This is a genomic window from Variovorax sp. PBS-H4, from assembly GCF_901827205.1.
In the GTDB taxonomy this organism is placed as follows: domain Bacteria; phylum Pseudomonadota; class Gammaproteobacteria; order Burkholderiales; family Burkholderiaceae_C; genus Variovorax.
In genome coordinates, this window is sequence record NZ_LR594675.1 from 2,783,024 (window position 1) to 2,805,513 (window position 22,490).

Sequence of the window (22,490 nt, forward strand, 5' to 3'; positions counted from 1 at the left end):
CGCGGCGCCCGGCTACCCGCCAGTGCTTTCGATCCCGCCTGCGCTCAGGTGCAGCACCCGATCGGCCCGCGCCGCGGCCGACTCCGAATGCGTGACCAGCACCAGCGAGGCGCCGTGCTCGCGCGTCTGCGCGAACAGCACCTCCATCACTTTCGCCGCGGTGCCTGGGTCCAGGTTGCCGGTCGGCTCGTCGGCCAGCAGCAGCGCCGGCCGATGCACCAGCGCGCGTGCGATGGCGACCCGCTGCAACTGGCCGCCGCTCAGCTGGCCGGGCAGGCGTTCGCCGAAGCCCGCGAGTCCCACGGCATCGAGCATGTGGGCGACGCGCGCCGGGTCGGCCTGCTTCAGCAGCATCAGCGGCAAGGCAACGTTCTGGGCCACGTCCAGGTGCGGCAGCACATGGAAGGCCTGGAACACGAAGCCCACGTGCCGGCGGCGCCAGAGCGCGCGCGCTTCGCTGTCGAGCGCGCCGATGTCGACAGCATCGTGCACGATGGTCCCGGCATCCCAGCTGTCGAGCCCGGCCATGCAGTTGAGCAGCGTGGACTTGCCCACGCCCGACTCGCCCACGATGGCGACGAACTCGCCGGGCGCGACCTCGAGCGAGACCTGTTCGAAGACGACACTGTCGCCGTAGCGCTTGGCCAGGCCCTGTACGTTGAGCGTCATGCAATGCTGCCCACGGCGTCCACGATGCGCGCGATCGCATCGGGGGCTTCGGCCGGCACCACGCGGCGCGCGGGCATGCTGCGCAGCCAGGTGACCTGCCGCTTGGCGAGCTGGCGCGTGGCCACGATGCCGCGCTCGCGCAGTTCGGCCATCGGCCATCGGCCGTCCAGCGCCTCCCAGGCCTGGCGGTAGCCGACGCAGCGCATCGAAGGCAGGTCGGACACGAGGTCACCGCGCCCGCGCAGCGCCTGCACTTCATCGAGCAAGCCGGCTGCGAGCATTGCGTCGAAGCGCTCGGCGATGCGCTGGTGCAGCCAGGCGCGCTCCGTCGGTTCGAGCGAGAAGAGCGCGATCGGCGGCAGGCCGCTCGCGCCTTCGGACGCGTGGAAGCTGGAGATGGGGCGCCCGCTGGCCAGCCAGACCTCCAGTGCACGCTGGATGCGCTGGCTGTCGTTGGGCGCAAGCCGCGCGGCGGTGGGCGCATCGACCTGCGCCAGCCGCGCATGCATCGCGGGCCAACCCCGCGCCACGGCATCGGACTCGAGCTGCCGGCGCACTTCCGGGTCGGCGGCGGGCATTGCATCGATGCCCGCCGCCAGCGCCTTGAAGTACAGCATGGTGCCGCCGACCAGCAGCGGCAGGCGGCCGCGCGCGCGGATCTCGGCGACGAGCCGCGTGGCATCCGATACGAAGGCCGCCGCACTGTAGGGCTCGCGCGGGTCGCGGATGTCGATCAGGTGGTGTGGTACCTCGGCGCGCTCGGCGGCGCTGGGCTTGGCGGTGCCGATGTCCATGCCGCGGTAGACCAGGGCCGAATCGACGCTGACGATTTCCACCGGCCGCGTGCGCGCGATGGCCAGCGCGGCCGCGGTCTTGCCCGAGGCCGTGGGGCCGGCGAGGGCGACGTAGCCGGCTTCAATGACCATGGAGGGTGCCGTGGCGGTGCACGTGGACGGCTTGCAGGCGCGCGAGCACGTGGCCCCTGCGTGGAGGGGGGATGGCAGCGAAAGTCGTGCTGGGCGACATGCGCCCGAGGTTAGCAAATGCGATCCGGCGGGGGCGGGTGCCGGTTCAGCTGTTGCCGTGCGCCAGTCGCTCGAAGAAATCCTCGCCACCCATCTGGCCGCCTTTCAGCGCAACCTCCAGGCCGTCGAGTCCGGGCGTCTCGCTGTGCAAGCGGCACAAGGCGACGCCCGGCGCCAGCGGCGCCCGGAAGGACAGGCCCCAGGCATCGAGCGCCTGCAACGCGTGGCTCGAGGTGTCGCCTCCCGCAACGCCGATGCGTGAGAGCGGTACCGCCGCCAGCACGCCGGCCAGTACATGGCCGCCCGCACGGGCCAGGGCGCGCGCAGGAATGTCGGCGCCGGAACTCGGGGCGGCGCCCGGCTGCACGGTGCACGCCAGCACATGGCGGCCACGCGACAGCAGGGCCGCGATGGTGTCGATCGCCTCGGTGCGCGCACGCGCGTCTTCCGCCATGCGCTGCGGGTCGAGCCACACCTTTTCGAAGGACCCCGCTGCGGCAACCTGCCGCGCCGTGACCGGAGACAGGCTGCCGGCCAGCGCCAGTACCGCCCCGCGTGCGGGCGCCACTGCCTCGAGCGCCGGTGCTGCGCTCGCGAATCGCGCTGCGAAGGCCTGTACCACGCTGCTCGGGCCTACCGTCAGCAGCGGAGCCGCCTCGGCCTGGAGGCCCAGCAGTTCGCCAATGGCCTGAAGCTGCGCGTTCTCCGCGACATCGAACAGCACCGCGCCGGGCGTGTCGGCGACCAGCGCATCGAAGGCGCTGCGCAGTGCTGGAGCGCCCTTTGCGTGCACCGGGTACGGCAGCAAACGCGTGTCGGCCAGGCCCTGCGCCGCCAGATGCAGTCGCAGGTCGGCTTCGTGCATCGGCGTCACGGGGTGACGGCTCATGGTCGGATGGCGATCGATGCGGTGCACCGCACCGCCGCTGCCTGCCGCCGCGAACAGGTTGCCGAAGAGGCAATAGCGTTCCAGGTCGGGCTGGCCGCCGATGATCGCGGCCCAACGGGTGTCCACCGCGGGCCGCAGGGTGTCGAGGGCCACCGCGATGTTCCCGACATCGGGCGCGCTGTCGAAGGTCGAGCAGGTCTTGTAGTGCAGCACGCGCGCGCCGAGCCTGCGAAACAAGGCAGCCACGGGCGCCAGCTCGGCGCGCATCTCGTTGGGCGCCATCGAACGCGCAGCGCCGGCGATGCCGAGGCAATCGAGCGGTCCGGCGCCCGCGAGCTGAGCCGGCGTCGGAATCTGCAGGAACAGCAGCGTGCGCAGCCCCGCGCGCGCGCCGGTTGCCAAGGTGTCGGTCGCGCCGGTGAAGTCGTCGGCGTAGTAGACGATGGCCGGCGGTGCGCTCATCGCTTGCCGAAGAATTCCATCGCCAGGGCGAGTTCCGGCGCCTCGCGGGCGGCATCGGCCAGCGGCGTGCCGGCGCGCGCGGCAGCCCACGCCTGCCGGATGCTGGCGACGCCCGCGGCGGGGCCCTGCGGGTGCGCGAGGATGCCTCCGCCGGACATGAAGAGCAGGTCGTCGCTGCGGATCGCAGCCCACGTCGCGGGCACGGTACCGGCCCATTGTCCCGACGAAAAGGCCGGCATCACCCGGTCGTCGATGCCTTCGGTCAGCGGCGTGTAGCAGTCCCGCGCGGATGCGATCACCTCGTCGTCGGGCTGCGAGAACTTGCCCTGCAGTCCATGCACGTGCATGTGGTCGACGCCGGCAAGGCGCCACAGCGTCTGGTAGGCCTGGAATGAAATGCCCAGCAGCGGGTGACGCGACAGGGCGCCGAAGCCGTTCCGGTGGCCATGCAAGGCCAGCGGCGTGTGGCGGCGCAGGGTCTGCATGCCCGCGTGGCCGCACCAGTTGAGGCTGGCCATCACGCAGGAGCCGCCTTCGCGCGCCACCAGGTCGGCGTGGCGCTTCATGGCATCGGTTTCGTCGGTGATGTTGAAGGCCACCATCACATGCTTGCCGGTGCGCTCCTGGTGCGCACGCACCGCCGCCATCACCGCCGGAACGCGCGCGGCCAGCGGCGCGTGGTCCGGATTGGCGCAGACCTCGTCGTCCTTGATGAAGTCGACACCGGCGTCGCACAGGCGGCCGACCAGCTCGGCCGTCTCGGCCGCGGAAAAACCGACGTTCGGCTTGATGATGGTGCCGACCAGCGCGCCGCTTTCCACGCCGCAGGCACGGCGCGTGCCGGCGATCCCGACGCGCGGCAACTCGAAGCGCGCGCGGTATGCGGCGGGCAGGTGCACGGTCTCGAGGCGAAGGCCGCTGACTTCGCCCAGGTCATAGAGATTTCCTGCCACCGTTGCGACCAGCGTCGGCAGGTTGGCGCCGATGTTGGCGACCGGAAAAGAGATGTCCACGCGCGCACGCCGCCACGGGCCGCGCGCGCCCTTGCGCTCGAGCAGGGCGTTGGGCAGGCTGGGCGAGGCGGCTGGCTCGAGTTCGACGATCGACTCGACCGTCGCACGGGCCCGCGCCCGCAGTGCATCGGTCTCGCCCTCGACGCGCGTGAAGGTGCCGCAGGACTGCTCGCCGGCCATCACCTCGGCGACCTTCTCGGGCGGCTCCGGCGTCTCGATCAGGTAACTGGCGCGAATGCGATCCGTGGCCATCGTGCTCACAGTCTGGAAAGATCGGGGAAGGGGCGCACCGGCTGGGTGGTGCCGTCCCATGTCTTCGAGCTTTCGCGGATCAGGTCGAACATCTTGCCCTTGGGGCCGGCGACTTCCGACAGTTCGATCACCGTGCCGGGGTGGTACTCGGTGTCGAAATAGATGAAGCGTCCACGCTCGCCGACCTCGCCGCTCATCTTGGGCTTGAAGCCCTGGCCGAGCAGCCGCTCGACGTCGGCGTCGTAGCTCTGCGTCCAATAGGCGACGTGCTGCAGCCCGGTGCGGCCGGCACGCAGGAAGTCGCGGTACATCGAAGGCACGTCGTTGCGCGTCTGGATCAACTCGACCTGCACGAAGCCCGAGTTGGCGAGCGCCACCGAGTTGTGCGGTTCGTAGCTCTGGCCGTCGTAGCGATAGTTCACGATCGGCACCTTGGGGTTGTAGTACCAGGGGCCGACGCCCAGCGTCTTGCTCCAGTAATCCATCGCGGCTTCGATGTCGTGCACGACATAGCCCAGCTGGCGGATCTCTCCGAAATGGTGGCTCATTGTGGGTTCTGTAGGTGAGTGCGGGAAAAGGAATGCGTCGCCTGCGTGCCGGGCGTTCGGCCTACCTGGCAAGGAAGCCGATGGAGAACCAGGGCACGGCGGCCACCAGCGCGAGCCCGACCACCAGGGCGACCATGTAGCCGCCGATGTACTTCATGCCCTCGTTGGGATCGACCTTGGCAACGGCGCAGGCGCCGTAGTAGCCGACGCCGATGGGCGGTGCGAACAAGCCCAGGCCCATCGCGAAGATCACGACCATGGCGTAGTGCACCGGGTGCACGCCGGCGGCTTGCGCGATCGGGAACAGCAGCGGCCCGAACAGCACGATCGCCGGAATCCCTTCGAGCACGCAGCCCAGCACGGCGAAGGCGACGATCGAAATCGCGAGGAAGCCGTAGGCGCCCCCGGGGATGGCCGCCATCCAGTGCGCCAGGTCCGTGGAAAAGCCGGACTGCGTGAGCCCCCAGGCCATGGCAGTGGCGCATCCGACGATGAACATGATGGCGCCCGAGAGCGACGCGGTCTCGATCAACATCGGCTTGAGCCGGCGCCAGTCGAACTGGCGGTAGATGAGCAGCCCCGCCAATGCCGCGTACACGATGCCGATGGTCGAGACTTCGGTCGCGGTGGCCACGCCTTCGACCACCGCCGCGCGGATCACGAAGGGCAGCACCACCGCCGGCAGTGCGACGATGAAGAAGCGCCCGATCTGGGCCGCCGAGTAGCGCGCGACGCCGCTCAGGTCCTCCTTGCGGTAGCGCCACCAGACCACGCTGCACAGGCACAGGCCGAGCACGAGTGCCGGCAGCATGCCCCCGGTGAAAAGCGCGGCGATGGACACGCCCGTGACCGAGCCGATGGTGATCAGCACGATCGAGGGCGGAATGGTTTCGGTCTGCGCTCCTGTGGCCGACAGCAGCGCCACCAGGTCACCCGGTTTGGAACCGCGCTTCTTCATCTCCGGGAAAAGCACCGGCGCGATGGCCGCCATGTCGGCGATCTTCGATCCTGAAATGCCGGACACCAGGTACATCGCGCCGACCAGCACGTACGAGAGGCCTCCACGCACATGGCCCAGCAGGCTGGCGAGGAACTGGATCATCGCCTTGGCCATGCCGGTCATCTCGATCAGCGCGCCCAGGAAAATGAAGAGGGGCACGGCCAGCATGATGAGGTGCGACATGCCCTCGTCCATGCGGCCCACCATCACGGCCATCGGTGTCGAGGTGGTGAGCGCCAGATAGCCGAAGGTGGCGAGCGCGAAGGAGAACGCGATCGGCACGCCGGAGAACACGTTCACCGCCACGATCACCAGGAAGAAGAGGACCAGGTTCAGCTTGCCCAGCGCCGCGAACATCGGCCGCGCGAGCCAGAGGGCAGCGACCACCAGTGCGACGGTCGCAAGAGTGAGGGCGATCTCCCGCGCGGTCGACAGCCGCAGCAGCCGCAGTGCGCCGAGGACGATCATCAGCGCGACGCCCACCGGGATGGCCGAGGCGCGCCAGGCGTTGCTGATCTCCAGCGCGGGCGTGCTGATGAAGGCTTCGTCCGCCGCGTATTCATAGGCCGGCCACAGCACCAGCGCCAGGAAGGCCAGCGACGCCGCGATGGCCAGGGCTTCGAACAGGCGACGCGTGGAGGGGCTCAGCTTGCCGACCACCGCCGTCATGCGCATGTGCTCGCCGCGCCGCAGCGCGACCACGGCGCCGAGCATCGAAAGCCACAGGAACAGGATCGAAGCCAGTTCGTCCGACCACACGAGCGGCGCGTGGAATGCGTAGCGCGCGACCACGCCGGCGAACAGCACGACGATCTCGACCAGCACCAGCGAGGCTGCCACGGCTTCGATGAGCGTGCCCAGGTACCGGTCGACGCGCTCGGCGGTGCCGGCGAATGAGTTGGCCGGCGCGCGGCCGAGCTCGGTGACGGAAGCGATCGACATCGAAGAATCAGGCAAGCTTGCCGACGCTCTGCTCGAGCAGGCCCCAGGCCTCGTCGCCGAAGCGGCCCTTCCATTCGCTGTAGAAGCCCGCATCCCGCAGCTTGGCCCGGAAGCTGTCGGCCGACGGCCGGTTGATCGCCAGGCCCTTCGACTCCAGGTCGGCCACGACCGACTCGTTGAGCTTCTTGATATCTTCGCGCTGCTTCAGGCCGGCGTCGTTGATGGATGCGGCCACGATGGTCTTCAAATCGGCCGGCAGCGCGTCCCATGCGCGGCCGTTGGCAATGAACCAGTAACCGTCCCAGATGTGGTTGGTGAGCGAGGCGTACTTCTGCACCTCGTAGAGCTTGGCCACCTGGATGATCGGCAGGGGGTTTTCCTGCGCGTCGACGATCTTCGTCTGCAGCGACGAATACACCTCGCTGAACTGGAGGCTCGCCGGCGCCGCTCCCAGGCTCTTGAACATCGAGATCGACAGCGGGCTCACCGGCACGCGGATCTTCAGGCCGTCGAGGTCCTTCGCCGAAGTGACCGGCGCCTTGGAGCTGGTGGTCTGGCGAAATCCGTTGTCCCACATCTTGTCGAAGGCATAGAGGCGCGCCTTGCCAATGGCCGCGCGCACATGGGCGCCCAGCTTGCCGTCCATCGCGCCCCACACCTGGTTGTAGTCGGAGAAGGCGAAGCCGATGGCGTTGATGGCGGCGACCGGCACCAAAGTGGCAATGACCAGCGCCGACGGCGTGAAGAACTCGATGCCGCCCGAGCGCACCTGAGCCAGCATGTCGGTGTCGCCGCCGAGCTGGTTGTTCGGGAAGATCTTGATCTCGACGCGCCCCTTGGTTTCCTTGGCGATGCGCTCGACCGCCTCCTGCGCGCGCACATTCAACGGGTGCGTCACCGGCAGGTTGTTGCCGTACTTGTACGAGAACTCGGCAGCGCGGGCGATGCGCGGAACTGCCGCCACGATGCTGGCGGCGGGAAGCGCGGAAAGCGTGCGCAGGGCACCGCGGCGGGTGAACGATTTCATGGCCTGTCTCCGTTGTGGGTTTGATGCCTTTTGATGCATCATGTCTTGAATGCCTCAGGACGATAGAGATGCGTCGGCGTGACGTCAAACGATCTGGATGATGGTTTTTGATTGATGAAGGTTGACACTGCCACACCCGGGGCTGCCTTGCCGAGCCGCGCGCGGGTCGTCGACATTGCGCGCGCCGCCGGCGTGTCGACGGCCACCGTCGACCGCGTGCTCAACAAACGATCGGGCGTGCGCGACGCCACCGTCCAGCGCGTGCTGAGGGCGGCCGGCGAGCTCGACTACCTGCCGGGGCAGCTTCCCCATACGGCGCTCGCACCGAAGCCCTTGCGGCTCAGTGTCCTGCTGCCGGCCGGCACCAACCGCTTCATTCGCATGCTCGGCGACATGGTCGGCTACTCGGAGGAGCATTGGGCGCCTTTCAACGTGCGCTGCCGCACCGAATTCATCGAGAGCTTCAATCCGCAGGAGCTGGCGGCGGCGCTTCGTCGGCACGGCAGGCGCAGCGACGGCATTGCGGTGATGGCGCTCGAGCATCCAGCGGTGCGCGAGGCGGTTGCAGAGCTGGCGGAGCAGGGCGTGCCGGTGATCACGCTGATTTCCGATCTCTCGAACTCGCCCCGGGTGGCCTACATCGGGCTCGACAACCGTGCCGCGGGGCGCACGGCGGGCTATCTCATCGGGCGCTTCATCGGCGTGCGCAGCGCGAAGGTGGCGCTGATCGCCGGCAGCCTGAGCTACCGTGCACACGAGGAGCGCGAAGCGGGCTTCCTGCACGTCATCGAGGAAATGTTCTCGCACCTTTCGGTGGTCGGCCTGCGCGAGGGCCACGATGATGCCGAGCAGAACTACCGGCAGACACGCGCACTGCTCGACCAGCATCCCGAGCTCTGCGGCATCTACAACATCGGCGGCGCCTCCGATGGCGTGGCACGCGCGCTCAAGGAAGCCGGGCGCGACCAGAAGATCGCATTCATCGGCCACGGCCTCACGCCGGATACCCGTGCGCTGCTGGTCGACGGCAGCCTCGACGCCGTCATCACGCAGAGTCCCTATGCCACGCTGATGAGCTGCGTGCGCATCTTCACCAACCTGCGTGACGGGCGAGAGGTGATGAGCGGCGTGGAGAACACGCGCAGCCAGGTCATCTTTCGCGAGAACCTGCCCTGAGAAGTGCCGCAAGCCCTGCATCCCAGCCGAAGAGCGTGACCGCCACGCTGGAACGCCCCAGGCCCAGCGCGAATCAGCTCTTGTGGGGCAGGGCCGCGGCGGCTTCGCGCTTGTCGGTCGGCATCGCCTGGCGTGCGTCAGGCGCCGCGTGCGGCTCGGCAGCCTGCTCGTGTGCGGCCAGCACGGTGGGCGGCTTCATGCGAAACAACTGCGCCAGGGCGGCGCGGTATTGCGCCTCGCCGATCGAGCCGGTGCTGTGGTGCGAGCCGCCTTCTACCAGCACGAACTGCTTGGGCACCGTGGCGGCCTCGTAGAGCTTGCGCCCGAGCGTCGGGTTGATCAGGCTGTCGGCGCTGCCGTGCACCACCAGCAGCGGGGCGCCGATGCTCTTGACCTTGGAGATCGCTTCGAAGCGCTGCGTGATGAGCGGGCTGAAAGGGAGCCAGCCCCACTTGAAGCTGCTGACCACATCGGCGATGGAGGTGAAGGTGCTTTCGACGATGGTGCCGCTCTCGTCGTTTACCTGTGACGCCAGGTCGATGCCTATCGCGCCGCCGAGCGAGTGGCCGAAGATGTAGCGGTGCTGCTTCGGGTGGCGTGCCGCCAGCCAGATCCAGGCGGCACGCGCGTCCTCGCGAGCCGAATCCTCGGAGGGCAGGGCCTTGCTGCTCTTGCCGAAGCCGCGGTAGTCGATGGCCAGCACCGAGAAGCCCAGTTCGTGCATGCGCCGCATGCGCGGTGCGGATCCGGCCACGTTGTACTTCGCCCCGTGCAGGTACAGCAGCACCGGGGTGTCGGCCGATTCCGGCGCGCCGCCCAGCCAGAGGCCGTGCAGCCGGGCCGGCTGGCCCGTGACCTTGGAATCGAAGTCGATCCAGACATGCTCCATGCCCTCGCTCATGGCTTCGGAGTTGCCCCAACTGCGGTCGCTGGGCTGGAAGATCCATTCACGCTGGCGTTCGTCGAGGGTGGCACAACCCCCGGCCAGCAAGGCGACCAGGGCGGTGGCGGAAGCGAAGAGGGACCAGGACTTCATCGAAGGCTGAATGACAGTGGATTGAGAGAAAAGTTCACTCAAGACTGCATGCAACGGCCGTGCCGGGCTTCTCGATGACGCGTGAAAACCCTTGGTCGTCAGGCCAATTGGCGACAAATGTGCGGAAGTTGGCGCCAGTCAGCCGCGGAGGGTGGCCTCAGCGGCCGCGCATGAAAAGCCCATCCAGCTCCCGGACCGACAGCTGGCGCCAGGTGGGTCGGCCATGGTTGCACTGGTCCGAGCGCTCCGTGGCTTCCATCTGGCGCAGCAGGGCGTTCATTTCCTCGATCGTCAGCCGCCGGTTGGCCCGCACCGCACCGTGGCAGGCCATGGTCGAGAGCAGTTCGTTCTGGGCCCGCTGCACGACGGTGCTGGCGTCGTGCTGCGCCAGTTCGGCCAGCACGCCGCGCGCCAGCTCCACCGGGTCGCCGTCGGCCAGGGCGCCGGGCACTGCGCGCACCGCCAGCGTGCGCGGGGAGAAGGGCGTGATCTCGAGGCCGAGCGCTGGCAGCACCGCGGCGCAGGCCTCGGCAGTCGCGACTTCCTGGGGCGTGGCGGCAAAGGTGGCGGGAATCAGCAGCGGCTGGCTGGCGATTGCGGCGCCGTCGAGCTGGGTCTTCAGCCGCTCGTAGACGATACGCTCGTGGGCGGCATGCATGTCCACGATCACCAGACCGTGGCTGTTCTCGGCCAGGATGTAGATGCCTTGCAGCTGGGCGAGGGCCCGGCCGAGAGGCCAGGCCTCGCCGCCATGGGCCGCGGCAGATTCATCGGTGTTTGGCGCCTGCACGGGCGAGGCGGCCGAGGCCGGATCCTGGGCTGCCGCGGTGCTGAACGATGACAGGGGTGCAACGACCGGTTCGCGGCGCTGGCCGGGCCACATCGCGGCAGCATCGCCCAGCCCGCGCTCGGCGGCGAAATGCATGGCAGGCTGTGTCCATGCGGGTGCGGCCGGGGCGCTGCGCGGCTTGAAGAAAGGGGCGGCCGGCACCGAGACCGCATCGCCTGCACGCGGTGCCGCCAGTGCGTTCTCGAGCGCGTGGCGCACCGCCTGGTGCACCTCGCGTCCGTCTCGAAAGCGCACCTCGATCTTGGTCGGATGCACGTTGACGTCGACCCGCGCTGGATCGATCTCGAGGTACAGCGCATAGACCGGCTGGCGCTGGCCGTGCAGCACGTCCTCGTAGGCGCTGCGCACCGCATGGGCCAGGACCTTGTCGCGCACGAAGCGGCCGTTGACGTAGAAGAACTGCTGGTCGCCGCGCGAGCGCGCCGCGTCAGGAATACCGGCGCGACCGGCCACCCGCACCGGCCCCGCCGCGTGCTCGACCGCCACGCTCTGCGCCAGGAAGTCGTCGCCCAGTGCATCGGCCAGCCGCGGGTCGCGTGCCGTCGTGGCGCGCCACTGTTCGACCAGCTTGCCTTCGTGCCAGACCGCGAAGCCCACTTCAGGGCGTGCCAGGGCATGGCGCCGCACTGCCTCGACGCAGTGGGCCAGTTCGGTGGCGTCGGTCTTCAGGAACTTGCGGCGCGCCGGCGTTGCGAAGAAGAGCTCGCGCACCTCGACCGTCGTGCCGGTCGCGCGTGCCACCGGACGCAGCTCGCCGGTGCGGCCGTCGAGCGCGAAGGCGCTGTCGGCGCCCGCGGCGCGCGAGAGCAGGCTCAACTCGGCGATCGCGTTGATCGCAGCCAAGGCTTCGCCGCGGAAGCCCATGGTGCCGACGGTTTCGAGTTCGCCAAGGCTCGCGATCTTGCTGGTCGCGTGGCGGCGAAGTGCCAGCGGCAGTTCGTCGCGCGGCAGGCCGTGGCCGTCGTCCTCGACTGAAATCAGGCGCACGCCGCCGGCGGCGAGCCGCACCGTGACCTGGCGCGCGCCGGCGTCGAGGGCGTTGTCGAGCAGTTCGCGCACCACCGAGGCCGGACGCTCGACGACTTCGCCAGCGGCGATCTGGCTGATCAGTTCGTCGGGAAGTTCGCGGATGGGGCGGCGCGCGGCCGAAGGCAGGACTGAGGGGAGTGCGCTCACACGGGCATTCTAGAAGGCCGCAAGGGCTTCCCGAAGGGCACACGAGCGGCACCCGGATAATGCGCGGCCATGGAAATCATCAGCTTCTTGGTCGACTTCATCCTTCATGTCGACAAACACCTGGAGACCTTCGTCATCACCTATGGCCCCTGGGTGTACGCGCTGCTGTTTCTCATCGTCTTCGTCGAAACCGGGCTGGTGGTGATGCCTTTCCTGCCGGGCGACTCACTGCTCTTCATCGTCGGCGCGCTGTGCGGTGCGGGGCTCATGAGTTTCGGGATTGCGGTGCCGGTCCTCATCGCAGCGGCGATTCTGGGCGACCAATGCAACTACAGCATCGGCCGCTACTTCGGGCCGAAGGTCTTCCAGTGGGAGAACTCGCGGCTGTTCAATCGCAAGGCCTTCGACCAGGCGCATGCCTTCTATGAGCGCTACGGCGGCATCACGATCGTGCTGGCGCGCTTCATGCCCTTCATCCGCACCTTCGCGCCTTTCGTGGCGGGCGTGGCCGAGATGACGCGCGGCAAGTTCAGCCTCTACAACATCGCCGGCGGGCTGCTGTGGGTGGTGGGCCTGTGCACGGCCGGCTACCTGTTCGGCAACCTGGCCTTCGTGAAGGAGCACCTGGACAAGATCATCTGGGCACTGATCATCGTTCCTGGACTGATAGCGATTGTTGGCGCCTGGCGCGCGGGCCGCTCGCCGTCTTCGGCGCGCTGAGCGCTTCGACATGCATGAAAAAGGCGTGCCGTCGGCACGCCTTTTCGTTGGGTCTACGCAGCACCAGGCTCAGTAGGTCGGCCCGTTGCGCGGATAGTAGCCGCCGCGATAGTAGTTGCGGTCATAGTTGCGCTCGTCGGCTCGACGACCCACCTGGTTGCCGATGACACCACCGATGGCGGCGCCGCCCACCGTGCTGGCCGTATTGCCGCCGATGGCATTGCCCAGTACCGCGCCGCCGACTGCGCCGCCTGCCGTGCCCCATTGCTCGTTCGGTCCTGCTGCGCAGCCCGCAAGCGCCATGACGGCGGTGGCCGCACCGGCCGTGATCCAGAGACGTGTCTTCATGTTGTCCACCTTTCGATGAGTGATGAAGCCATTGTCTGAACGTCGCGTTCGGCGCTTGTAGGAGCCTGCCGCACCCCCTTGCCCGAGAGTGCGCGGAAGGGATGTGCAACAAGAAGCAACCGCGAAGTCGTCGCGGCGCCTGGCCTCAGCGACCCGAGGCAGTCACCGCGATGCCACGGATCTGCCCGGCGGTGCGCGAGGGCGCTGGCCGCGGAAACGCCTTGGAATCGAAGCGATACAGCAGTTCGGCCTCGCGCACCCGCGCAAGCGCGACGTTGGCCTGCTTGACGTGGCCGAAGCCGCGCATCTGCATCGGCAGCAGTGCGATCTCGGTCGCGATCTTCAGGCGCCCGGCATCGAGCGAAGGCAGCAGCGACTCGATGCGCAAGCGGTAGTCGTCGATCAACGCGCGCTCCATGCGCCGCTCGTCGGTGTAGCCGAAGGGGTCGAGCACCGTGCCGCGCAGGCGGCGGCCCTGCGCCAGCAGCTTCAGCATTGGCATCATCCAGCCGCCGAAGCGCAGCTTGCGCGGGGGCCGGCCCTCGCGCGTGCGGCTCAACCCCGGCGGTGCCATGTAGAACTCGAGCCGGAGTTCGCCCTCGAACTGCTGCCGCAGCGAGCGGGCGAATTCACCATCGGTGTAGAGGCGGGCCACTTCGTACTCGTCCTTGTAGGCCATGAGCTTGAACAGCCCCTGCGCCACCGCCCGCGTGAAGGGCAGCGCCGGGTCGGCCTGCAGGGCAGCCTCGCGCTGCCGCACCGCGGCCACCGTGCCGGCGTAGCGCTCGGCATAGGCGGCGTTCTGATAGGCGGCCAAATGAGACATGGCACGTTCGATCAGCGCGTCCAGCGGCTCGGGCTCGGCGGGCTGGGCGGAGGTGCCACGCAGCAGCGAGGCCGCGGCATCCGTATCGCCCGCGGCCAATCGGCCCAACGAGAAGGCGAGCTTGTTGTTGTCCACCGCCACGCCGTTGAGCTCGATGGCGCGCAGCAGGGCCTCGAGGCCCACCGGCACCAGGCCGCGTTGCCAGGCGTAGCCGAGCGCGACGATGTTGGACACGATCGAATCGCCGAGGAAGGCATCGGCCAGCGCTTGCGCATCGAGCGTCTCGACCCGCTCGGCGCCGGCGGCGAAGCGCAGCTTGTCGAGCAGTTGCGGTGCCTTGAGGCTGGCATCCGGGTTGTGCAGGCTCTCGGCCACCGGCGTCTCGTGGGTATTGGCGAGGATGCGGGTGCGCCCATGGCGCACGGTGGCGAGCGCTTCCGCGGAGGCGCCCACGACCAGGTCGCATGCCAGCAGCGCATCGGCCTGCTGGGTGTCGATGCGCACCTGGTTCAGGCGCCAGTGCACGTCCGCCACGCGCACGAAACTGAGTACCGAGCCGCCCTTTTGCGCGAAGCCCATGAAGTCGAGCACGCTGGCGCTTTTGCCCTCGAGATGCGCGGCCATCGCGACCAGCGCACCGACGGTGACGACGCCGGTGCCGCCCACGCCCGTCACCAGCAGGTCATAGGGGCCGGTCCAAGCGTGGGGTGCCGGCCGCGAAAGCGCGTTCACGCGCTGCATGAAGGCTTCGGCGCCTGTGGCCAGCGCACCGGTCTTCTTGCGCATGCCGCCGCCCAGCACGCCGACGAAGCTGGGGCAGAAGCCCTGCGCGCATGAATAGTCCTTGTTGCAGCTGCTCTGGTCGATCTTGCGCTTGCGGCCCAGCGGCGTCTCCGTGGGCAACACCGCCACGCAGTTGCTCTGCACCGAGCAGTCGCCGCAGCCCTCGCAGACCCGGTCGTTGATGTAGAGGCGGCGCGCGGGGTCGACCAGCTCGCCCTTCTTGCGGCGTCGGCGCTTCTCGGCGGCGCAGGTCTGCTCGTAGATCAACACGGTGACGCCGGGCACCTCGCGCAGGCGCCGCTGCACTGCGTCGAGCTCGGCCCGGTCGTGGAACTCGGTGCCGGCAGGGAAGCGCTGCCGCACGCTCTTGTACTTGCCGATGTCGTCCGACACCACCACCACCTGCTTCACGCCCTCGGCTTCGACCTGGCGGGCGATGCCATCGACGCTGATGAGCCCGTCCACCGGCTGGCCGCCGGTCATCGCCACCGCGTCGTTGAAAAGGATCTTGTAGGTCAGCGTGGCCCGGGCCGCGACCGCCTGGCGGATCGCGAGATAGCCCGAGTGGTAGTAGGTGCCGTCTCCGAGGTTCTGGAACACGTGCGGCACGCGGGTGAACATGGCGTGCGAGACCCAGTCGACGCCTTCCCCGCCCATCTGGATCAGGCCTTCGGTCTCGCGGTCCATCCAGCTCGCCATGAAGTGGCACCCGATGCCGGCCTGCGCGTGCGAGCCTTCCGGCACGCGCGTGCTGGTGTTGTGCGGGCAGCCGGCGCAGAAGTAGGGCAGGCGCTTGACGCTGTCGCTGGCGTTGGACAGCAGCTCGGGCGGCGTGAAGTCGCGCACCAGGTGGCGCCGGTCGAGGTCGGGGAAATGCGTGGCCAGCCAGTCGGCGACGACCTGGATCAGGCGCGAGGGCCGCAGCTCGCCGACGGCGCTCACCAGCGGGCGGCCTTGGACGTCCTGCTTGCCGACGATCGCGGGGCGCTCGGAGGCGTTGTAGAACATCGCGCGCAGCTGGTCTTCGACGACCGGCCCCTTCTCCTCGATCACCAGCACTTCCTTCAAGCCCTGCGCGAAGCAGCGCATGCGGGTCGGCTCGACGGGGTAGGTCAGGCCCAGCTTGTAGATGCGCAGGCCGTGGCGCTCCAGGGCTTCGGTGGTCACGTCCAGCCGGCGCAGCACCTCCATCAGGTCGTAGTGCGCCTTGCCGGCGGTGACGATGCCCACGGTTGCACCGGCGCTTTCGACGATCAGGCGATCGATGCTGTTGACGCGCGCGAAGGCGCGCACCGCGTCGAGCTTGGCGTGCAGCCGCTGCTCGATCTTCAGCGAGGGCAGATCGGGCCAGCGGTAGTGCAGGCCGTCGGGCGGCGGCGCATAGCCGGTGATGCGGCGCACGGTGTCGCCGTCCTGCCAGGTCGCGGCACGGGCGTTGATTCGATCGAGGTCGACGGTGGAGCCGCTTTCGACGATTTCCGACAGCGCAGTGAAGCCCACCCAGTTGCCCGAAAAGCGCGACAGCGCCCAGCCGTACAGCCCGTACTCCAGGTACTCGGCCACGCAGCCCGGCGAGACCACCGGTGCATGCCAGGACTGGAAGGCCTGGTCGCTCTGGTGCGGCATCGAGGAGGACACGCAGCCATGGTCGTCGCCGGCGACCATCAGCACGCCGCCATGGGCCGATGCGCCGTAGGCGTTGCCGTGCTTGAGCGCATCGCCCGCGCGGTCCACGCCCGGGCCCTTGCCGTACCACATGGCAAATACGCCGGCGCAGGTGCGCTCGGGGTCGGCCTCGACGCGCTGGGTGCCCAGCACCGCGGTGGCGCCGAGTTCCTCGTTGATGGCGGGAAGAAAGCGGATACCGCTCTCGTCGAGCTTCTTGCCGGTCTTCCACAACGCCATGTCCACCATGCCCAGCGGCGAGCCGCGGTAGCCGCTGATGAAGCCGCGCGTGTCCAGGCCTGCGGCCGCATCGCGCTGGCGCTGCATCAGCATCAGCCGCACCAGCGCCTGGGTACCGGTGATGAAGACGGAGCCGCCGCTGGCCCAGAGGCTATCGCTCAGGCGGTAGTCGGGGCGGGCGAGGGACGCGGGGGCGGTGGTGTCGACCATGGCGGTGGGTGTACCTCGCGAGACGTGAAAGGCCTACAGCTCGCGGCTGCGCGCCAGCGGCGGGTTCTGCGCAAAGTAGCGGTGGATGCCGCGCATCAGGGCATCGGCCAGGTCTTCCTGGTAGGCGACGCTGCGCAGCTTGGCCTCTTCCTCGGGATTGCTGATGAAGGCGGTTTCCACCAGCACGCTGGGAATGTCGGGCGCCTTGAGCACCGCGAAGCCGGCCTGCTCGACCCGCGGCTTGTGCAGCCGGGCGCCGATGCCGCGGATCTCGCCGAGCATCGCGCCGCCGAGCTTGAGGCTGTCGTTGATCTGCGCGGTGGTGCTCATGTCGAGCAGGGCACGCTGGACCTGGGCCTCGTGCGAGCCGACGTTCACGCCACCGACCCGGTCGGCCTGGTTCTCCTTGTTGGCGAGCCAGCGCGCGGCGCTGCTGGACGCGCCGGTCTGGCTCAGCGCGAACACGCTGGCGCCACGCGCATCGGGATTGGTGAAGGCATCGGCATGGATGCTCACGAACAGGTCGGCTTGCACGCGGCGGGCCTTCTGCACGCGCGTGCCCAGGGGAACGAAGAAATCGGAATCGCGCGTGAGGAAGGCGCGCATCGGGTTGCCGTTGACGCTGCTGGCGTTGATGCGGTCGCGCAGCCGGTGGGCGACCAGCAGCACGATGTCCTTCTCGCGCGTGCCGTTGGGGCCGATGGCACCGGGGTCTTCGCCGCCATGGCCGGGATCGAGGGCGACGATGATGATGCGGTCGGTGCGGCTGGCGGTGGCCGTGCTGCCGTTGCCGTTGTTGTCGCGTGCCGTTGCCCGCGCCGCGGGCATCACCGGCGCCGTGCCGACGACCGGCGGCAGCGGGGCGGGCGCAACCAGCGCAGGAGCGGACGCGTTGCCACCGAGCGGCGCAGTGGGGCGCATCGACTGCTGCGCCATCAGGTCGCCGAGCGGGTCCGTGGCAGGCGGCGCCGGCCGCAGCGGCGCGGGCGTGTCGCCTGGCGCCCCCGCGTTGCGCGGCGCGATGCCCGCGACGGTGCTGTCGGAGCCCTGCGCCTTGGGCGCGTCGCGCAGGCGCTCGGCGATCAGCGCTTCCATGGGGTCGATGGCCTGCTGCGGATAGAGGTCCAGCACCAGCCGGTGCTGGTAGGCGGCCACCGGGGCAAGCGAGAAGACCTGCGGCGCCACCGTCTGCTTCAGGTCGAACACGATGCGCACCACGCTCGGGGCGAACTGGCCGACGCGCAGGCCGTTGATGAAGGGGTCGCCCGGCTTGATCTTGCCGACCAGTTCGCGCAGGGCCGGGTTGAGATCGATGCCCTCGATGTCGACCGCGAGCCGCGGCGGATTGCCCACCACCAGCTGCTGCGATCGCAGGCGGCCGTCGGATTCGATGGTGACGCGCGTGTAGTCGTTGGCCGGCCAGACACGCACCGCCATGATGGTGGCGCCGCGTGCGATTTCATGCATGCCGAGCAGCAGGGCGAGGCTGCCGCCTTGCAGGAGCAGTGAGCGCCGGTTCATTGGAGTACCTTCGGCTTCGGTGCTATTCGCTTTCGGAGCGGTCGTGCGGCTCATGCGGTTCATGCCGCTGCGGCGATCAGGCGGTTGCCGAGCGCGGTGTTCGCCTGCAGGGTCACGGTGCGGGTGTCGTCGATCATTGCTTCGATTTTAATAGCGAGGTCGGCAAGTGGAATGCGCCCTGCCGCGTTGTCGGGCCACTCCGCGAGCTTGAGGCCGGGGCCCGCGAAGATGTCGCGGAAGCCGGCGTCGTCCCATTCGTGGGGGTCGCTGAAGCGGTAGAAGTCGAAATGGAAGATGGCGAGCCCGCCGGGTGCCTCGTGCGGCTCGACGACCGCGTAGGTCGGGCTCTTGATGCGCGAGCCGATCCCCAGCGCCCGCAACAGGTGGCGAACGAAGGTGGTCTTGCCGGCGCCGAGGTCTCCATGCAATGCGATGAACGCGTCGCCCAGCGCTTGCGATGACGCGAGCTTGACCGCGAGCGCGTCGCAGTCGTCCTCGCTCTGCCAGCGCTGCACCAGGGTTCGCGTTTCTACAATCGGCAGGTGATCGGCAGCCATCAACTCGTGAGTCGGATTAGGGCAGAGGCCCGGGAGCTGGGATTCTCCCAAATCGGCATCGCGGGTGTCGATCTGTCGAGCGCGGAGGAAGGACTCGCGCAATGGCTGGCGCAGGGCTTCCACGGCGAGATGCACTACATGGCTGCGCATGGGAAGCGCCGCGCCCGGCCCGCCGAGCTGGTGCCGGGCACGGCGTCGGTGATCACCGCGCGCATGGACTACCTGCCGCGCGGTACGCCCGACGACTGGCAAGCCATCGAGTTCGACCGGCTGCGTCATCCGGGCGAAGCCATCGTCTCCGTCTACGCCCGCGGCCGCGATTACCACAAGGTGATGCGCGGGCGGCTGCAGCGGCTGGCCGAGCGCATCGCCGAGGCCGTGGGGCCCTTCGGCCATCGCGTGTTCACCGACTCGGCGCCGGTGCTCGAGGCCGAGCTTGCCTCGCGCAGCGGGCAAGGCTGGCGCGGCAAGCACACGCTGGTGCTCGACCGCGAGGCGGGCTCGATGTTCTTCCTGGGCGAGATCTACGTCGACATGGCGCTGCCCGCGAGCGCGCCGGTCAGCGCGCATTGCGGCAGCTGCAGTGCGTGCATCGACGTCTGCCCCACGCGCGCCATCGTGGCGCCCTACAGGCTCGACGCGCGGCGCTGCATCTCCTACCTCACGATCGAGCATGCAGGGCCGATCCCGCTCGAGCTGCGGCCGCTGATCGGAAACCGCATTTACGGCTGTGACGACTGCCAGCTGATCTGCCCGTGGAACAAGTTCGCGAAGAAGAGCGCCTTGCCGGATTTCGATGCGCGCGACGGGCTGAGCGGGCGCCAGCTCGGCGAGCTCTTCGCTTGGAGCGAGGAAGACTTCCTGCGCTTCACCGAGGGCAGCGCGATTCGTCGCATCGGCCACGAACGCTGGCTGCGCAACATTGCAGTGGCGCTGGGCAACGCACTGCGTGCCGGCCGGCGCGAGGCGCGCGATGCCCTGGTCACGCGGCGCAACGATCCCAGTGCGCTGGTGCGCGAGCATGTCGAATGGGCCCTGGCCCAGGCCGACTGAGCCTCAGCGCTGCAGGATCGCCGAGACCTGGGCGGTACCGGCATCGAGCGACCGCATCGAGCTCAGCCGCAGCGAGGCGTACTTGAGGACCGGGTTGTTGATCAACTTGCCGGTGAAGTGGCCGTTGAAGCGGGCGTCCTTGCAGCCGCTCACGTCGAGTTCGAGCGCGGCGTTTGCCGGCGAGACGAAGTCCGTGCTGGAGCCGCTCAGGATGCAGGCCGCGTCGGGCAAATGGCCGCGCACGCTGCCGTCGGGGGCGATCTGCAGGCTGCCGTCGTAGACGGCCGCGGAACCCTGCGCGCCGGTGTCCTGCTGCGTCACATACAGCAGGAAAGGCCCCTGCCATTCGCCGTGGTAGCGGGTGTATTCCTGAGGCTGCGCCTGAGCTTGCACCTGGACGAGCGATGCGGCGGCGAGAACCAGCAGGATGCGCATCGGCGGGATGGTAGTCGCCTAGCGGCTCAATGACAGAGCGAAGGGAAGGCTGGCAACGCCCAGCAGGGTGGAAAGCGTCACCAGCCCCGCGACGTAGGCGCCGTTGTAGCCCATCCGCGCCGCCAGCACATAAGCGCTGGAAGCGGTGGGCACGGCGGAGAAGGTCATCAGCACGGCAGCCTGGGCCTTGTCCAGCTGCAGGCCCAATGCGAGGCCCCAGGCGATCAGCGGCAGCACCAGGTGCCGGATCGCCAGCACCGAAACGGCCAGCGCCTTGCCGCGCGCCAGCGTGGCGAACTGCATGCCGGCGCCCGCGGCCATCAAGCCCAGCGCCAGCGAGGCTGCCCCGATGCGAGTGAGCGTGGGCTCCAGCCAACTCGGCACGCCAAGGCCCAGGAGATTGGCAACCAATCCGCTCGATGTCGCGATGATCAGCGGATTGCGCAGCAGCTGCCGCGCGAAGCCGCTCTGCGCATGCCGCGCCATCGGCCAGACGGCGGCGATGTTGAAGAGCGGCACACACACGCCGATGAGCACCGCGATCATCAGGAGGCCGGCCGGTCCTGCCATGCGGTCGGCCATTGCCAGGCAGATGAAGGAGTTGAAGCGGAAGGCGATCTGCGCGCTCGCTGCGTGATCGCTGCGGTCGATGTGCGTGCGCAGCCATGGCAGGAAGGGCAGCGCATAGGCCAGGGCGATGCCGGCAAGGCCGACGCCCACGCCGGCGGTCAGCAGGTGCGACGTGGCGCCGAGGTCGAACGGGCTGCGCACGATCGAGTGGAACAGCAGCACGGGGAAGAGAAAGTAGTAGACCAGGCTCTCCACCTGGTCCCACACGCGCCGGTCCAGCGGCGTGTAGCGGCATAACAGCCAGCCGCAGCCAATGAGGGAGAAATCGGGGAAGAGCAGCTGGGCATAGTTCACCAGCCGAGGATAAACGGTGCCCTCCCATGGGTTATCCAGCAAGCGGCGCAGCGGGCCGAACCGGTAGCATCCCGCTTTTCGATTTCAGATTTTCAGGAGCCTCCTACATGCAACGTCGTCAATGGAACGCACTCGCCGGCACCGCCGCGCTGGCGCTGGTCGCCGCCCCGGTCTGGGCTCAGGGCTATCCGAACAAGCCCATCGAGCTGCAGGTGCCGTTCGCGCCCGGCGGCACCACCGACATCGTGGCCCGCGTGATCGCCGACCCGCTGGGCAAGCAATTGGGCCAGAGCGTGGTGGTGGTCAACAAGGCGGGCGGCGGCGGCATCGTCGGCGCTGCGGAAACGGCGCGCGTCGCGCCGGACGGCTACAAGCTCGGCGTGGCCACCGTCTCGAGCACGGCCGCCAACCCGGCGATCAACCCGAAGGTGCCCTACGACCCGATCAATGACTTCACGCCCATCATCAACATCGCGGCCACGCCCAACCTGATTGCGGTGCACCCGAGCTTTCCGGCAAAGAACTACGCCGAGTTCGTGGCCGAGATCAAGAAGAACCCGGGCAAGTACTCCTACGCGTCATCGGGAACCGGCGGCATCGGCCACCTGCTGATGGAACTCTACAAGAGCCTGAGCAACACATTCGTGACCCATATCCCGTACCGCGGCGCCGGGCCGGCGCTCAACGATGTGGTGGGCGGCCAGGTGCCGATCATTTTCGACAACATTCCTTCGGCGCTTCCCTTCATCAAGAACAAGCAGCTGGTGCCGATCGTCGTCGCGGCGCCGCAGCGACTGAAGGACTTGCCCAATGTGCCGACCTTCAAGGAAGTGGGGCTGGAGCCCGTCAACCGCATGGCCTACTACGGCATCCTCGGGCCCAAGGGCCTGCCGAAGGAGGTGGTCGACAAGATCAATGCGGGCGTGAAGAAGGCGGTCGAGGACCCTGCGGTGCGCAAGCGCATCGAGGACACCGGCTCGCTGATCGTCGCCAACTCGCCGGAGCAGTTCGCCGAGCAGATCAAGGCCGAGTTCGCGGTCTACAAGCAGGTAGTGGTCAAGCAGAAGCTCACGCTCGACTGATCGGCGCTTCTTCTCGACGCGAGCCGCCCGCCGGGGCGGCTTTTTTTTGCTATCTTGCCAA

General features: G+C 68.6%; 19 protein-coding genes. 4 read left to right on the top strand and 15 right to left on the bottom strand.

Going from position 1 to position 22,490, the window contains the following annotated elements; genetic code table 11:
- Window positions 1–12 precede the first annotated feature (12 nt).
- The 7 genes from E5CHR_RS13100 to E5CHR_RS13130 all read right to left on the bottom strand — a co-directional run bounded on the left by E5CHR_RS13100 (window position 13) and on the right by E5CHR_RS13130 (window position 7,827).
- On the bottom strand, window positions 13–669 hold the full coding sequence (locus tag E5CHR_RS13100; protein ID WP_162580234.1) for an ABC transporter ATP-binding protein: 657 nt from the start codon (window positions 667–669) through the stop codon (window positions 13–15).
- Complete coding sequence (miaA, locus tag E5CHR_RS13105) at window positions 666–1,595, bottom strand: tRNA (adenosine(37)-N6)-dimethylallyltransferase MiaA (RefSeq protein ID WP_162580236.1); 930 nt, start codon at window positions 1,593–1,595, stop codon at window positions 666–668. Before miaA ends, E5CHR_RS13100 begins: the two co-directional genes overlap by 4 nt.
- Window positions 1,596–1,740: 145 nt before the next feature.
- Window positions 1,741–3,045 (bottom strand): four-carbon acid sugar kinase family protein, encoded by a 1,305-nt coding sequence (locus E5CHR_RS13110; protein ID WP_162580238.1) that lies wholly within the window; start codon window positions 3,043–3,045, stop codon window positions 1,741–1,743.
- Window positions 3,042–4,310 (bottom strand): ribulose-bisphosphate carboxylase large subunit family protein, encoded by a 1,269-nt coding sequence (locus E5CHR_RS13115; RefSeq protein WP_162580240.1) that lies wholly within the window; start codon window positions 4,308–4,310, stop codon window positions 3,042–3,044. Before E5CHR_RS13115 ends, E5CHR_RS13110 begins: the two co-directional genes overlap by 4 nt.
- Window positions 4,311–4,315: 5 nt before the next feature.
- Window positions 4,316–4,858 carry a VOC family protein gene (locus tag E5CHR_RS13120; protein WP_162580242.1) on the bottom strand — a complete coding sequence of 181 codons (543 nt, stop codon included), beginning with the start codon at window positions 4,856–4,858 and terminating at the stop codon, window positions 4,316–4,318.
- A 61-nt stretch (window positions 4,859–4,919) separates the two neighbouring features.
- Window positions 4,920–6,800 (bottom strand): TRAP transporter large permease, encoded by a 1,881-nt coding sequence (locus tag E5CHR_RS13125; protein WP_162580244.1) that lies wholly within the window; start codon window positions 6,798–6,800, stop codon window positions 4,920–4,922.
- A 7-nt stretch (window positions 6,801–6,807) separates the two neighbouring features.
- The gene (locus tag E5CHR_RS13130) at window positions 6,808–7,827 is read right to left on the bottom strand and encodes a TRAP transporter substrate-binding protein (RefSeq protein ID WP_162580246.1); all 1,020 of its coding nucleotides are present in this window, start codon (window positions 7,825–7,827) and stop codon (window positions 6,808–6,810) included.
- A gap of 114 nt (window positions 7,828–7,941) precedes the next feature.
- Here E5CHR_RS13130 and E5CHR_RS13135 point away from each other — a divergent pair, with 114 nt between their 5' ends.
- Window positions 7,942–9,003, top strand: coding sequence for a LacI family DNA-binding transcriptional regulator (locus E5CHR_RS13135; protein ID WP_162580248.1), 1,062 nt, complete (start codon window positions 7,942–7,944; stop codon window positions 9,001–9,003).
- Window positions 9,004–9,076: 73 nt separating this feature from the next.
- Here the strand turns inward: E5CHR_RS13135 and E5CHR_RS13140 are convergent, their stop codons facing one another.
- Both E5CHR_RS13140 and mutL read right to left on the bottom strand, forming a co-directional pair.
- Window positions 9,077–10,039: an alpha/beta hydrolase gene (locus tag E5CHR_RS13140; protein WP_162580250.1), complete on the bottom strand. Its 963-nt coding sequence runs from the start codon at window positions 10,037–10,039 to the stop codon at window positions 9,077–9,079.
- A 157-nt stretch (window positions 10,040–10,196) separates the two neighbouring features.
- Window positions 10,197–12,065, bottom strand: coding sequence for a DNA mismatch repair endonuclease MutL (gene mutL, locus E5CHR_RS13145; RefSeq protein WP_162580252.1), 1,869 nt, complete (start codon window positions 12,063–12,065; stop codon window positions 10,197–10,199).
- A 69-nt stretch (window positions 12,066–12,134) separates the two neighbouring features.
- Here mutL and E5CHR_RS13150 point away from each other — a divergent pair, with 69 nt between their 5' ends.
- Window positions 12,135–12,785, top strand: a complete 651-nt coding sequence (locus tag E5CHR_RS13150) for a DedA family protein (protein WP_162580254.1) — start codon at window positions 12,135–12,137, stop codon at window positions 12,783–12,785.
- 69 nt (window positions 12,786–12,854) lie between these two features.
- Here E5CHR_RS13150 and E5CHR_RS13155 read toward each other — a convergent pair whose 3' ends face one another.
- From E5CHR_RS13155 to tsaE, 4 genes are all read right to left on the bottom strand, one after another.
- Window positions 12,855–13,133 (bottom strand): glycine zipper domain-containing protein, encoded by a 279-nt coding sequence (locus tag E5CHR_RS13155; protein ID WP_162580256.1) that lies wholly within the window; start codon window positions 13,131–13,133, stop codon window positions 12,855–12,857.
- A gap of 145 nt (window positions 13,134–13,278) precedes the next feature.
- A complete protein-coding gene (locus E5CHR_RS13160; protein WP_162580258.1) occupies window positions 13,279–16,857 on the bottom strand; it encodes an indolepyruvate ferredoxin oxidoreductase family protein in 3,579 nt (1,192 codons plus the stop codon).
- Between the two features lie 33 nt (window positions 16,858–16,890).
- A complete protein-coding gene (locus tag E5CHR_RS13165) occupies window positions 16,891–18,432 on the bottom strand; it encodes an N-acetylmuramoyl-L-alanine amidase (protein WP_162580262.1) in 1,542 nt (513 codons plus the stop codon).
- 5 nt (window positions 18,433–18,437) lie between these two features.
- Window positions 18,438–18,935, bottom strand: a complete 498-nt coding sequence (gene tsaE, locus E5CHR_RS13170; protein ID WP_162580264.1) for a tRNA (adenosine(37)-N6)-threonylcarbamoyltransferase complex ATPase subunit type 1 TsaE — start codon at window positions 18,933–18,935, stop codon at window positions 18,438–18,440.
- Here tsaE and queG point away from each other — a divergent pair.
- Complete coding sequence (gene queG / locus E5CHR_RS13175; protein ID WP_162580265.1) at window positions 18,921–19,988, top strand: tRNA epoxyqueuosine(34) reductase QueG; 1,068 nt, start codon at window positions 18,921–18,923, stop codon at window positions 19,986–19,988. The two genes, tsaE and queG, sit on opposite strands and share 15 nt — an antisense overlap.
- A gap of 3 nt (window positions 19,989–19,991) precedes the next feature.
- Here queG and E5CHR_RS13180 read toward each other — a convergent pair whose 3' ends face one another.
- Both E5CHR_RS13180 and E5CHR_RS13185 read right to left on the bottom strand, forming a co-directional pair.
- The gene (locus tag E5CHR_RS13180; protein ID WP_162580266.1) at window positions 19,992–20,423 is read right to left on the bottom strand and encodes a hypothetical protein; all 432 of its coding nucleotides are present in this window, start codon (window positions 20,421–20,423) and stop codon (window positions 19,992–19,994) included.
- Window positions 20,424–20,441: 18 nt separating this feature from the next.
- The gene (locus E5CHR_RS13185) at window positions 20,442–21,347 is read right to left on the bottom strand and encodes an AEC family transporter (protein ID WP_162580267.1); all 906 of its coding nucleotides are present in this window, start codon (window positions 21,345–21,347) and stop codon (window positions 20,442–20,444) included.
- 107 nt (window positions 21,348–21,454) lie between these two features.
- Here E5CHR_RS13185 and E5CHR_RS13190 point away from each other — a divergent pair, with 107 nt between their 5' ends.
- Window positions 21,455–22,429 carry a tripartite tricarboxylate transporter substrate binding protein BugE gene (locus tag E5CHR_RS13190; RefSeq protein WP_162580268.1) on the top strand — a complete coding sequence of 325 codons (975 nt, stop codon included), beginning with the start codon at window positions 21,455–21,457 and terminating at the stop codon, window positions 22,427–22,429.
- Window positions 22,430–22,490: the final 61 nt, after the last annotated feature.

Excerpts from the sequence above, each read along its gene's own strand:
- E5CHR_RS13135 (WP_162580248.1), top strand. The coding sequence starts at position 7,942 with ATGAAGGTTGACACTGCCACACCCGGGGCTGCCTTGCCGAGCCGCGCG.
- E5CHR_RS13115 (WP_162580240.1), bottom strand. The coding sequence starts at position 4,310 with ATGGCCACGGATCGCATTCGCGCCAGTTACCTGATCGAGACGCCGGAG.
- E5CHR_RS13140 (WP_162580250.1), bottom strand. The coding sequence starts at position 10,039 with ATGAAGTCCTGGTCCCTCTTCGCTTCCGCCACCGCCCTGGTCGCCTTG.
- tsaE (WP_162580264.1), bottom strand. The coding sequence starts at position 18,935 with ATGGCTGCCGATCACCTGCCGATTGTAGAAACGCGAACCCTGGTGCAG.
- E5CHR_RS13120 (WP_162580242.1), bottom strand. The coding sequence starts at position 4,858 with ATGAGCCACCATTTCGGAGAGATCCGCCAGCTGGGCTATGTCGTGCAC.
- E5CHR_RS13160 (WP_162580258.1), bottom strand. The coding sequence starts at position 16,857 with ATGGTCGACACCACCGCCCCCGCGTCCCTCGCCCGCCCCGACTACCGC.
- E5CHR_RS13155 (WP_162580256.1), bottom strand. The coding sequence starts at position 13,133 with ATGAAGACACGTCTCTGGATCACGGCCGGTGCGGCCACCGCCGTCATG.
- E5CHR_RS13130 (WP_162580246.1), bottom strand. The coding sequence starts at position 7,827 with ATGAAATCGTTCACCCGCCGCGGTGCCCTGCGCACGCTTTCCGCGCTT.
- E5CHR_RS13110 (WP_162580238.1), bottom strand. The coding sequence starts at position 3,045 with ATGAGCGCACCGCCGGCCATCGTCTACTACGCCGACGACTTCACCGGC.
- E5CHR_RS13125 (WP_162580244.1), bottom strand. The coding sequence starts at position 6,800 with ATGTCGATCGCTTCCGTCACCGAGCTCGGCCGCGCGCCGGCCAACTCA.
- E5CHR_RS13150 (WP_162580254.1), top strand. The coding sequence starts at position 12,135 with ATGGAAATCATCAGCTTCTTGGTCGACTTCATCCTTCATGTCGACAAA.
- E5CHR_RS13180 (WP_162580266.1), bottom strand. The coding sequence starts at position 20,423 with ATGCGCATCCTGCTGGTTCTCGCCGCCGCATCGCTCGTCCAGGTGCAA.
- E5CHR_RS13100 (WP_162580234.1), bottom strand. The coding sequence starts at position 669 with ATGACGCTCAACGTACAGGGCCTGGCCAAGCGCTACGGCGACAGTGTC.
- miaA (WP_162580236.1), bottom strand. The coding sequence starts at position 1,595 with ATGGTCATTGAAGCCGGCTACGTCGCCCTCGCCGGCCCCACGGCCTCG.
- E5CHR_RS13190 (WP_162580268.1), top strand. The coding sequence starts at position 21,455 with ATGCAACGTCGTCAATGGAACGCACTCGCCGGCACCGCCGCGCTGGCG.
- E5CHR_RS13165 (WP_162580262.1), bottom strand. The coding sequence starts at position 18,432 with ATGAGCCGCACGACCGCTCCGAAAGCGAATAGCACCGAAGCCGAAGGT.